General features: G+C 40.6%; 12 protein-coding genes. 4 read left to right on the forward strand and 8 right to left on the reverse strand.

Going from position 1 to position 11926, the window contains the following annotated elements; genetic code table 11:
* Nucleotides 1-240 precede the first annotated feature (240 nt).
* The gene (locus tag VB733_RS14600; RefSeq protein WP_323340788.1) at nucleotides 241-1446 is read left to right on the forward strand and encodes a TPM domain-containing protein; all 1206 of its coding nucleotides are present in this window, start codon (nucleotides 241-243) and stop codon (nucleotides 1444-1446) included.
* A gap of 80 nt (nucleotides 1447-1526) precedes the next feature.
* Complete coding sequence (locus VB733_RS14605; RefSeq protein WP_323340789.1) at nucleotides 1527-2300, forward strand: LemA family protein; 774 nt, start codon at nucleotides 1527-1529, stop codon at nucleotides 2298-2300.
* Nucleotides 2301-2433: 133 nt separating this feature from the next.
* Here VB733_RS14605 and ade read toward each other — a convergent pair whose 3' ends face one another.
* On the reverse strand, nucleotides 2434-4071 hold the full coding sequence (gene ade, locus VB733_RS14610; protein WP_323340790.1) for an adenine deaminase: 1638 nt from the start codon (nucleotides 4069-4071) through the stop codon (nucleotides 2434-2436).
* Nucleotides 4072-4308: 237 nt separating this feature from the next.
* Between ade and VB733_RS14615 the strand changes: the two genes are divergently transcribed.
* Nucleotides 4309-4812, forward strand: coding sequence for a hypothetical protein (locus VB733_RS14615; RefSeq protein WP_323340791.1), 504 nt, complete (start codon nucleotides 4309-4311; stop codon nucleotides 4810-4812).
* Nucleotides 4813-5010: 198 nt separating this feature from the next.
* Here the strand turns inward: VB733_RS14615 and VB733_RS14620 are convergent, their stop codons facing one another.
* The 3 genes from VB733_RS14620 to VB733_RS14630 all read right to left on the reverse strand — a co-directional run bounded on the left by VB733_RS14620 (nucleotide 5011) and on the right by VB733_RS14630 (nucleotide 6270).
* Nucleotides 5011-5319: a TMEM165/GDT1 family protein gene (locus tag VB733_RS14620; protein ID WP_323340792.1), complete on the reverse strand. Its 309-nt coding sequence runs from the start codon at nucleotides 5317-5319 to the stop codon at nucleotides 5011-5013.
* A gap of 81 nt (nucleotides 5320-5400) precedes the next feature.
* The gene (locus tag VB733_RS14625) at nucleotides 5401-5799 is read right to left on the reverse strand and encodes a TMEM165/GDT1 family protein (RefSeq protein WP_323340793.1); all 399 of its coding nucleotides are present in this window, start codon (nucleotides 5797-5799) and stop codon (nucleotides 5401-5403) included.
* 120 nt (nucleotides 5800-5919) lie between these two features.
* A complete protein-coding gene (locus tag VB733_RS14630; protein WP_096610920.1) occupies nucleotides 5920-6270 on the reverse strand; it encodes a YkgJ family cysteine cluster protein in 351 nt (116 codons plus the stop codon).
* A 333-nt stretch (nucleotides 6271-6603) separates the two neighbouring features.
* Here VB733_RS14630 and psb30 point away from each other — a divergent pair, with 333 nt between their 5' ends.
* The gene (gene psb30 / locus VB733_RS14635; RefSeq protein ID WP_096610922.1) at nucleotides 6604-6726 is read left to right on the forward strand and encodes a photosystem II reaction center protein Ycf12/Psb30; all 123 of its coding nucleotides are present in this window, start codon (nucleotides 6604-6606) and stop codon (nucleotides 6724-6726) included.
* A gap of 158 nt (nucleotides 6727-6884) precedes the next feature.
* Here the strand turns inward: psb30 and VB733_RS14640 are convergent, their stop codons facing one another.
* The 4 genes from VB733_RS14640 to VB733_RS14655 all read right to left on the reverse strand — a co-directional run bounded on the left by VB733_RS14640 (nucleotide 6885) and on the right by VB733_RS14655 (nucleotide 11896).
* Nucleotides 6885-9068: a single-stranded-DNA-specific exonuclease RecJ gene (locus VB733_RS14640; RefSeq protein ID WP_323340794.1), complete on the reverse strand. Its 2184-nt coding sequence runs from the start codon at nucleotides 9066-9068 to the stop codon at nucleotides 6885-6887.
* Nucleotides 9069-9234: 166 nt separating this feature from the next.
* Entirely contained in the window at nucleotides 9235-9660 is a 426-nt protein-coding gene (locus VB733_RS14645) for a hypothetical protein (protein WP_323340795.1), read from the reverse strand.
* 185 nt (nucleotides 9661-9845) lie between these two features.
* A complete protein-coding gene (locus VB733_RS14650) occupies nucleotides 9846-11162 on the reverse strand; it encodes an exonuclease SbcCD subunit D (RefSeq protein WP_323340796.1) in 1317 nt (438 codons plus the stop codon).
* A 323-nt stretch (nucleotides 11163-11485) separates the two neighbouring features.
* A complete protein-coding gene (locus VB733_RS14655; protein ID WP_323340797.1) occupies nucleotides 11486-11896 on the reverse strand; it encodes a hypothetical protein in 411 nt (136 codons plus the stop codon).
* Between the last annotated feature and the right edge of the window lie 30 nt (nucleotides 11897-11926).

Genomic DNA, 11926 nt, shown 5'->3' on the forward strand with positions numbered 1-11926 from the left:
CAAATTAATAATAACTGATTAACTGGACTTGATATCAGACTCTATCAATTGCCATTAGTTTAATGATTTTTACAAGAGATACAGTGAATAAAAGTTTTACGAATCCCACTGTTGTGACTACAGGGAACTTCACCACCTTCACAAGATTCTCAACTTCTTGTTATATAAATTTAGTATTAGAACACTGCTATTAATCAAGATATTCATGCTCCAGATATTTATCTTTTGGAGGCGCAATTCATGAAGTGGAATTTACTAAAACCAAAGCGAATTTTTTGGATGAGTTTATTTTTCTCTGTTATATTTCTTTCCCCCCTATCTAGCCTCGCTGTGACTGTCCAAGAAGTCCCTAATCCCCGACAGGTAAATGGTGCTTGGGTGACTGATATGGCTGATATTCTCACGGATGAGACAGAAATTCAACTCAATCGGATGATTTCGCGTTTGGAAGCAAAAAATGGCGCGGAAATAGCAGTGGTAACTGTTCCAGAAACAGCACCGGCAGCTTCACCGAAAGAATTTAAGACAAAACTTTTTAATTACTGGGGTATTGGTAAGAAAGGTAAAGATAACGGTGTACTATTTTTAGTATCAGTAAAAGACCGTCGGGTAGAAATTGAGACTGGTTACGGAGTGGAAGGAATTTTACCGGATGCTCAAGTAGGTAATATTATTAACACCGAAATTACCCCACGCTTTAAACAGAAAGACTTTGATGGTGGCATTCTTGCTGGAACAAAAGCCTTAATTATCGTCTTAGAACCATCCCTAAAAGCAGAAATAAATCAAAATACACAGATTCCTATCATAAAACCAATTTCTGCTACTGATTCCATTCAACCGACTCAAGATCACAATATTTTCTGGGGATTATTACTGGGAACTGGTGTATTTGTGTTTACTCTAGGAGGGATTACAGTCTACTTTAATAGTCAAGTTTTTCTCCCGCCAGAAGGGCGATCGCGACTGACTGATCGAAAATATTATCGCGTCTATTGTTCTACATGTAAACAGCAAATGCAAAAAGTAGATGATTCCCTAGTGGAATCAAATTTGAGTGAAGTGGAAAAAGTCGCTCAACGTATCGGTAGCATCAAATTTGAAGGCTGGAAATGTCCAAAATGCAGCCAGGAAAAGATAGATGAAGGATTTCACCTGATTGGTTGGGTATCCAAATCAGATGAATTTCAGGAATGTCCTCACTGCAAAGAGTGGACAGTGAAGCGCAGCCAAAAGACACTACTCCCACCGACAGAATACAAACATGGAACATTATTGATTACTGATATATGTGACTTTTGTTCTTATTTTCAGCAACAGGAACGGATAATTCCTCGTTTACCTCCTCCAATTATCATCAGTTCTGGGGGTAGTGGCGGTAGTGGTGGTGGTAGCAGCTTTGGCGGTGGTAATAGCGGTGGTGGTGGTGGTGGGGGTGATTGGTAATTACCTGGAAATTATGAAAATGACTAAAAATCAAAAAATCAAAAAATTAAAATCAAATTAATACTAAGTTTGTTTTCGCCATGAAAAATCAAGAAATTAGAATTCCCGAAGAAATCGCCCCAGAGGTGCTAGAGTTAGCCTCTCGCTACTATGCCAATCAAATGAGGAGCTACTCACAATCTGACTTAGTAGCCGCAGGTGAAGAAGTAGACATCCCCCCCGAAATTATTCAACAGGCAATTCGGGATATACAGAAACAACATCAGGAAAAAATACAGCGCCAACAACAAACACAAAAACAACGCCAAATTCTGCTGAAAATTACCGCAAGTATGTTTGTAGCTCTGAGTCTCTGGAGCATTTGGACTTACAATTCCCTAGCCAGTTCCAATTCCAAAGTTGAAGCAGCCTGGGCGCAAGTCGAAAATCAACTCCAGCGACGTGCAGATTTAATACCCAACCTTGTAAATGTGACACAAAATTATGCTAAACATGAGAAAGAGTTAGTATCGTTGTTGAAGCGATCGCATTCTTCTTATTTACATGCAGACACTCCAGATAAAAAAGCTGGTGCGATTGTGCAAATTAATCAAGCAATTGACAGTTTTCGTACTTATGCAGTCGCCAATCCCCTGTTGCAGTCAAACCAATTATTTATTAATCTTCAGTATGAGCTAGCTGGGACTGAAAATCGTCTATCTGTAGAGCGAAGGCGTTATAACCAAGCAGTACAAGTTTATAACCAAGAAATTCAAGTTTTTCCCAACTCGTTAGTAGCTAATACTTTTGGTTTCCAGAAAAAAGAATTCTTTCAACCTACAAATACTCGCATTCCCCAAATTCCCGGAGAATAATTCTGAATTTTCCTGTACATATTACTGTCTTCCCATCGTCGCATTGGCTTTGTTGTAGGTATTGAGGCGAATCTAAATATCTGAAAATCGACGCAGAGAAATTATCAGCCAAAATATAAATGTCTCAACTAATTTATGGGTTAAACCACAGTGACACGAACTTAAAATCTTTACCACTAAACAAACCGCGATCGCTTAATTTTAAATCAGGTATTACCAACAATGCCATAAAGGCAAGCGTCATAAATGGTGCTGACAGTGTAGTACCCAATCGTTTTGCCCAAGCATCCAAATGAGCATACTGTTTTGCAACCTCGTAGCCATCTGCTGCACTCATCAATCCTGCCACGGGTAAAGGAAGCACTTGCACAGAATTACCTTCAACGACAGCAATACCCCCTTGAACTCGAATCACCGCATTCACTGCTGCACAAATTTCTCTATCACTTGCCCCCACTGCTACAATATTGTGTGAATCGTGTGCCACACTAGATGCGATCGCACCTCGTTTGAAGCCAAAATTGTGAATTAGTGCTACGGCTGGTGGAGTATTTTGGTAACGGTTGACAACGGTAATTTTTAGCACATCATTTTCTATATCTGCGATAACCTCGCCATTTTGAATCTGGGCAGGTAAAATTTTCTCTTCTGTCATCAACTGTCCGTCAAATGCTGAAATCACTCGAACTGTTGTACCCTGTGCGGGGATGCGAAATTCTGTTGTTTGTTTTTCAGTAGCGGTAAAGTTATTTATTGGTGTGACTGGCACAGATGATATTAAGGCTTTACCTGCTTTAGCAACTAAAATTCCCTTGCAATAGGTAGATAACACCTCAAATTCTCGCAAATTGTTGACCACAATCAAATCAGCAGCATCACCAACTTGTAACAATCCCACATTCAAGTTGTAGTGCAACACCGGATTAACACAGGCGATTTGTAACACCTTCATTACATCATAACCAAGTGCGACAAGCGATCGCACCAACTCGTTAATGTGCCCCTTTACCAAATCATCAGGATGCTTGTCATCACTACCAAACATACATTGGCTGGGATGGGAATTAATCAAACTGTGCAATGCCTCAAAATTTTTTGCGGCTGAACCTTCACGAATAATAATCTTCATCCCCACAGCCAGTTTATCCAAAGCTTCCGCCAAGGTACTGCATTCATGGTCGGTAGTAATTTTAGCAGCAGCATAACTCCGTACATCCTCACCCCGGAGTCCTGGCGCGTGTCCATCAACAGGAAGCCCGAATTCTTGGGCAATACGGATTTTTGCCATCACCTCGGTTGTCCCAGCTAAAACACCAGGAACATTCATCACTTCGCTGAGGTAAGAAATCCCATCCTGCTGAAAAAGTTCCCGAATTTCTCTAGCTGTCAATTTTGCCCCTGCTGTTTCAAACTCAGTCGCAGGCACACAGGAAGGCGCACCAAAGGCTATTTTCAAGGGTGTTTGGGCAGCATTGGCAAGCATAAACCGCACACCAGCCAGTCCTAAGACATTAGCAATTTCGTGTGGGTCAGAAACTACTGCAACTGTACCATGCACCGTTGCCAGACGGGCGAATTCGGTGGGTACAAGCATGGAACTTTCGATATGAACGTGGGCATCAATGAAACCAGGAAGTAGGTACTGATGATATTGTTTACCCTCTTCTCGCACTATAGCTTGAATCTTGCCGTCTACAATGACAACTGTTCCCGGAAATATGGTTTTGTGGAGAACGTCTACAATGTTTCCAGAAACGCTAAAGTTTGCCATAACCCAACCTCCGGCATCATCAGCAGTGATGAAAAGGTTTTTACTTACCTTAAGTATAAAATAATTTACTTAAAGTCTTCTCACATATTCACTAGCCATAATTCATATAAATACAAAGAGAAAATAAGCCTAAATACTTATATATATCTACCCCATTTGTAAAGGATAGTTTATTTCTGTTGTCAAGATTACTTTTTGAGGTGGAAACTAAAGATATAAATACAGGCAATTATTCTTATGAGTACGATCTCTAGCATTGAATCTAACGTTGTATATAAACGCCCCCTTTGGCAAAATATCACAACACTGACTTTGGGTTTCTGGCTCAGTGCGAGTCTGTTTTTAGATTGGGTGATTATGCCTAGTCTCTATATATCGGGAATGATGAGCCAAGATAGTTTTGCGTCCGCAGGTTATTCGATTTTCTGGAGTTTTAACCGGATTGAGTTGTTATGCGCGGGTTTAGTATTAACTGGCGTTTTAGTTTTATCAAATAGCCGATTCAGAAATTCACCTGTGATTACTTTTCTGGCTGTTTTATTGCTTGCCATATCATTCGCCGATACATATTTCTTAACACCGCAAATGTCTGCAATTGGTGTTAATCTCAGTCTGTTTAATTCTCTATCGCCAATTCCAGTAACCATGAATGTTTTACATGGTCTTTATTGGGTTTTAGATGTTGTGAAGTTAGTTATTGGTGGTGTGATTTTAGGATGGAGTTGGCAGCAGAAGGTATAACAAATGTGGGAAAAAAGAAACAGATGAAAGGATTTTTTCAATTTTGAATCTTGATTCCGTAAATCAGTAATCTTGGAAGTCTCGTGATTAGGAGTTTAATTGGGTTTTTGAAAAACCACAAAAAGTCTGGTTGCACAAACAAACCAGGCTTTTGCTTTTGATTAAATTTTAGATACATTTCAATATTTATTTGTAACTTTAAATTACTTCTTTTTGCGAATCTAGTATCTCTTCTTCTCCATTAAAAAATAATAAACGGATCGCGAGAATTGCAAATCCCACTGCGGCAATTGTTTTTAAGATTCGTGTTGGTAGTAACTCGGAAACCATACCTCCAGCTAATGCACCCAATAAGCTGGTTAATAACAATGCCCCTGCTGTACCAAAAAAAACTGCACGAGGTGACTTTCCCTGTCCAGAAAGTGCGATCGCAGCTAGTTGACTTTTATCACCCAATTCAGATAAAAAAACTGTAATAAAGCTGAGTCCTAAAAGATGCCAGTTCATAATTTTGTGAGGATGAAAATTGGGAATTGGGTATTATAAATTACCCATTAACTATATAAATTAACCATTAATCAGCAACTATTAGCCAACAACCACATCCCAAAATAGCATTACCGAGATAAACAAAAGCATTACACCTGCTGCTTTTTCGACTGTTTTTGGAGAAAGCTTGGTTGATATCCAACTGCCTAAAAGCACACCTAATAGACTGGTTGTCACTAAAGCAGCCGCCGAACCGAAAAATACTACCCAAGGGGCGTGTGACTCTGCACTCATCAGCAGTGTTGATAGCTGGGTTTTATCACCGATTTCAGCCAAAAATATAGTTACAAATGTAGTTGCGAACGTCACCCAGATCGATTCCTTCTTCCCAAAACTGTGGGGGTGTGCAGATTGGGCGGTTTCAATTACCGACATCCTTGGTTCAGCTTCAGCCAGGGCGATTTCAGCTACTGTATTTGGTGCAGAGTCTAGTTTCACAGATAGTATTCTTTTTGAGCTAGAGGTTTTTCATATTTCTCTCATTTTCTCAATATTCTTTACAAATTGCAACCCCATTTAACAAAGCTCAATGAGGCGATCGCCATTATCCAGTAAAATTTAAATCCCTACAGCTTGATCGAACCGCAACATTTCTAAACTGCGATCGCCATATACCCCTTCGATTTGCTGACGGCAGCAGTCGATCGCAAAATCGTTGAGTTCTTCGGGTTCGATATCGTACATATCCACGAATATATCGGCTTGGACTCGGCAAAAGCGGGGACGTTTTTCATAAATACGGCATTCACGGCTTTCATGGTCAAAGTTGATACACCATCCACCTTCACCAACCATACTGAGATATTCTTCTAGTTCTTCTGGATTCAGGTATAAGTCTAAATCTGGTCGTTCTTCGGGATTGAGATTGCAGCAAGCGCCGCAGTTTTTTATACATTGCCAAGTAGCCATGATTTTTGGGGATTAGGGAGTAAAGGCAGTCGCGATGAAATTTTTTCATCGCCAAGCATGAAAGGTGGACACGGAGAGACGGAGACGCGGGGAATAACAAATGAGTAATGACTCTTTCAAATCAGAAGTAGAGGGGAGAAGAATTTGAGCTTGAAAATTAAAATGTCTTCTTGTCGTTGTATTCGTCTCTCTTCGTCATATTTCCACCAATTATGTCTTTTTTTATAGTTTTGTTAAGTAAATTAAAATCCGTTGCCTGTAGCCGGATATTATTAGATTCTAGGATTTGTAAGTGTGTTATTTAACTTTTTAAAACAAGTTCGGAGGAAATAAATGTTTGAAGCTTTAGGAAACATCAATTGGGAAGTCATTTTTCAGCTAACTTCGATCGCTCTCATCGTCTTAGCTGGTCCAATCGTGATTTTCCTGCTTGCTTTCCGCAATGGCGATTTGTAAGAGAAGAAAGTGATGAGTGCTGCGTGCTGAGTAAATACAAATATTTCATCGTGAAGTCAAAAGTAATGAGATTTTGGTAAGAACTCATTATTGCAGCTTGCGCCCTCAGTTATTAAAAGTTAAGACACAAAACTTAATTTATGTCTATAGCTTTCTACTCATCTTTCAGCATCTACAGCACTATTTAAAGCTTGGAATGCAGTTTTAATAATACTGTCGTAGGGAGGTTGAGAAATATCAACCTCTTTTGCATTTTGGCGGTTTGTCCCTAGTAATCCCACAGTCGCATTGGCGGATATTGCTAAAACTTTACCATCGGCATTTTTAATTCTCAGTTCCTGTGTGGAACCGTTGTTGTAGATACCGCAGGTGTATTGGCGATTTTGATGGGTGAAAGTGACACCTCGTTTATTGGCTGTTGATGTCAATAATAATGGTGCTGCTGGGGTTTGGCTAGGTTGTCTTGCACCAATGATTTCCAACTCGATGCTGCTTTCCCCATTAAAGGTATTTTCGCGAAGTTTGTAGGCGATATCAATGTGTGTGGGTAGGGGACAATATTCGCGCCATCGCCAGGCGATCGCTTTAATTGTATAACGGACATTATCAATGGTTTGGGCTAAAGTCATTTTAATATGACCTTTGCCAATGGTGGCTTGTTCGACGACGCGGACATTGGCAGTCCAGAATGTTGGGTCTGGGTTTTCGATGCCGCAGGGTTCTAATGTATTAAGCTGTTGGTAAAGGGTGCGATCGATTTGATTTAGGTTTGCTAAAGCATCGATTTTAATTAGGGGTTTGAGATGTTGGAGTTGCAGACATTGGTTCGCAAATTCTGATAAGCGCGTTCGCAGCAGCGACTCCCTGGAGTCTCGCACTTCTGCCAAGTTATTCGCAGGTATCGAAAAACCTCCTGCTGCTTTGTGTCCACCGTATTTACCGAGTAAATCGTGGCAATATTCTAGAGCCTCAAATACATTAAATTCGGGAATTCCCCGTGCAGAACCGCGAATATCTCCATTTTCTTCATATGTACCAATAAATACAGGCACACCGTAGCGTTCAACTAAACGCGAGGCAACAATCCCAATTACACCGTGATGCCAGTTGTTTTGAACAACTACTAATACCCTGTCATCTTTGAGGGAGGCGAGAAAATCTGCTTCGACAATTTCGATCGCTTCTTGTTCAATTTGCTGACACATCTCTTGACGCTGACGATTCACACCTTCGCATTGCATCGCGCGTTCGAGGGCAATTCCCACATCATCGGTCGTCAACAATTCTATAACAATTTGCGGGTCAGAAATTCGCCCGATCGCATTAATCCGGGGACCAAGACGAAAACCAATATCTTCAGGTTTTAATGATGCGGGATTTGGAGATTTGGTAGTAGGCAGGAGGGAGTTAACATTTTTCGTGTCCCCCTCTTTTCTTTCCTCTTTTTTTTCCTCTCCTCCTACCTTCCCCACCACACCAGACATTTGAATCAATGCCTGAATTCCAGCTAATTTTGATTTTGGCAACTGTTGTAAACCCCGCTTTACCCAACGACGGTTAACTCCCGTGAGGGGAGCTAAATCTGCGATCGTTCCTAAGGTAAATAGTTCCAGCATCGGTTTGAGGATACCAGAATTAGCTTTTCCGAGTTGCTGTGCCAGGGAAACCGCCAAAATATAGGCAACACCCACACCTGCAACACCGCGATAGGGCGAATCTTCGCGGATGAGTTTGGGGTTTAAGATGGCATTTGCTGGGGGTAATTTTTGGGGAATGTCGTGGTGGTCTGTAATAATGACATTGATACCAAGTTCACGGGCGCGAACAACAGGCTCGTATGCAGAAATCCCGTTATCTACAGTGAGAATTAGCTCAACACCTTCTTTGTGAAACTCTTCGACAATGCGTTTATTGATACCATAACCATCGTGCATGCGACTAGGAATCGCATAATCAACCTGTGCCCCCAACCACCGCAAACTACGTAATAATAAAGCGGTGCTAGTCATACCATCAGCATCATAGTCACCACAAATGGCGATTTTGGATTGAGATGCGATCGCAGTTTCTAAAAGTTCTAAGCTTGCTGTTAAGTCGGGAAAATCAACTAGTGGTGAAGGTAAATTTAAGGATTCTGGTTCTAAAAATATTTTTGCAGTTTCCGCCGACTCAATGCCACGATTGATTAATAATTGGCTAATAATCGGTGATAAATTGAAAGTTTCTGCTATTTGTTGGGCTAAAGCTGGTTTTTGCGGATATATATGCCAACGTTGCTCTGGTAAACGTCGGTTATTTATCGGTAATGGGGAGATAGATTGAGAGATAGATTTATCGAACATCAAAAATAAAATTCGGAATTAGTCGAAATTATCAGTCATAAATAAGGAGTTAGGAGTTAGAAATTGGGAATTATGAGCTATTGCCCATAACCCCTAAATATTAACAATTAACCCTTAATTATTAACTCACAACTTCAAACAATAAACCCCTAACATTGGCGATATCTTATAAAACATTAACCATGCCATCATCACGCAAATAAATCGAGCGATCGCCTGGTTGATACCAATTAGGACGCAGTTCAACCCGCAATGTCGCAAAATTCGGCTTTGAGAGATTTGCTGTTAAGGCTCGTCCTGTGTCATCCCAAAACACCAAAGACATATTTGGTTCTGTCACCTGCGTTTGCTGAAACTTCAAGGTTTGTCCCGGTTGAATTTGGATAAACCCCGAAGATTCTATTTTCTGTAATTTCAACAGTCTGGGAGTTTTATTTGTAACCTCAATACTAACTAGTTGACCAGGTACAAACTGAAGTGGGCGCTTTCCACACTTCGATGCACAGGTTTGGGCAACAACCACATTCTGATTGCTAAATGCCCCAAATATAATACTTGTGGCGATTAAAGTGGCAGATACTAACTTCAACATAAATATAGAATTAGAAAGAACAGAGTTGATCAAAAGTCTCTCAAATTTATGTGAGATTTAATACCTTAGACTAACATTCAAATTATTGATTTGGGAACCGAAAAAGCTGAAGTTCAGGACATACACACCTATCCGCATAAATACTGAAAATTAAGCAATTTATAGTAAGTTCTACAACTATCCTGTTACAGTAATTTTAATTGTGTATCGATCGCAATTGCTGGTAAGGAATTCGCTACTTGAGGAGAATTATCGCTTTCTGTAACTTCTAGCCAATTTTCTGCATCTACCGACAGTAAGTTATGTGCCGCTTCTAGCATTTTTGCAGAGATTTCTTGCAAATCTTGACGATTGTTTAAATAAGTTTTTAATGCTTCCATGGGGTCAATACTGCTACTTGCACTCAGTTCGGGGACGCGAGGACGTGCTAGCTGGCTAATTAATTCCGGATGAATAGTGTAGGTATGCGCTGTGCTTAATGCTTGGTGTAGTGTCGTACTTTCAATTAAATCTAGCTGCTCAGAACGCAACTTGTATATTAAACGAATGACAGCATCTTCAATATTATGTTTGGAAATAGCTTTGATTATCGCCGCTTGTGGGTCTTCAGCTTTGGAAACATCCAGTTCAATTGTGCGAAAAGTTCTTACTGGTAGTGGGCAAAATTCCCAATCGACATGACCCCGTTCCAACTCTACCATTACATAACCTTTATCTTCCTTTTCCTCACTAAAATCAACCCGTTCGATGCTACCAGGATAAATCACAGGTGGATTATTTTGTTTGTTGAGATTTTGATGTTTGTGGACATGCCCTAAAGCCACATAATCAAAACAATCGCGGGCAATTAAAGAAAGCGGCAGCGTAAACCCTTTGCCCACAGCTAAGTATTTTTCAGCACCAAGAGTTGCATTATCCGCCATCAGATGAGCTAATAATATAGTTGGTACATCAGGGTTAAGGCGGCGAACTTCACCTTCAATCACCACACGTAATTTCTCGGTCAACAATTGATTCACTTCTGACATGGACATCCCCTCAGTATCCTGTCGCGTCATTAGTGTTGAACGAGTTAACCAAGGCAATGTCACTATTTGCACAGAACCATTACGAGTTTGGATGAAGTGCGTAGTCAAACTATCACCAACGATAAAACCGGGCACTCCCAGAGTACGGTAAATACAGAGACTCGCCCCCCCTTGCCCTTGTGAATGTTGATCGTGGTTTCCCACTAATAAAACCGTCGGGATATCGGCATCAACCAGACGACGAAATTGCGATGCAAATGCTTCTTGAACGTATGGCGGAGGAGTGGCATCGGGAAAAGCGTCACCACCAAATATGACTAAGTCTACAGGTTCTGCGATCGCGCGATCGATACATCGCGATAGGGTGCGGACAAAATCCTCTAAACGGGTATTTAATCCTGTTTCCGGGTTGATGCGTCCATGGGTGAACCCACTGCCCATGTGGATATCGGAGAGATGGAGGATTTTAATCATAGTGTGTCGAAGTGTTGAGTAAATAGTTAAGTGGCAAACTTGTGTAAACTCTGATTTCAGTATTTAAGGTTATTCTAATTATCCTAGTCACAGTGATAAATTAAAAAATGCAGAGCGATCGCACAGTTAATGAATTTTGCTTGTTTAAGGAGATTTCCAGGAAATAATGTACCGAAAATTGTTGTAGTGCATCTATACGCTATTGATTCTAAAAGCTAAAAGCTAAAAGCCATTTTTGCTCAACCGAACCGTATTGGAAGATGGGAGAAAGAGGCTGAGTTTGTATTGATTACATCTTTTCCCTCTTTCCCCTTCCCCTTCCCCTAAGCTTGTGCTAGCATTTCCGACAATTCAACATGCATTAAGGCAATTTCTGGATCGCGTTGGATAGCGTGGAAGTAACGCTGTCCTAAGGTTGTACCTTCGTTGTCGGGTTGAAGTAAGTTTTTTGTTTGTTCTAACAGTTGATTGGGTTGTTCCATTGCTACAGGTTTTTTGGCAAACAACACTTCATCAATGCGAACAATTAGCTGTGAAATTTGATGTAGCCAGTTGAACCATTCATGTCCAATGACTAAGCTTAAAAACTCACCGTTAGATTTGATTTGTCCGTATACTTGTTCGTATACTATTTTTTCGGAGTCAAGCAACGCTTTATGGAGTCGTAGCAGTAAACGCCTTACTTCCCGCAAGCGTTGGAGTGGAGAATCTGGTGATTGATTACTTAAAGACATCGAGCCTGGATGAAGTTAAACACTTTTCTG

This window comes from Calothrix sp. UHCC 0171, from assembly GCF_034931845.1.
Taxonomy (GTDB): Bacteria; Cyanobacteriota; Cyanobacteriia; order Cyanobacteriales; family Nostocaceae; genus Brunnivagina.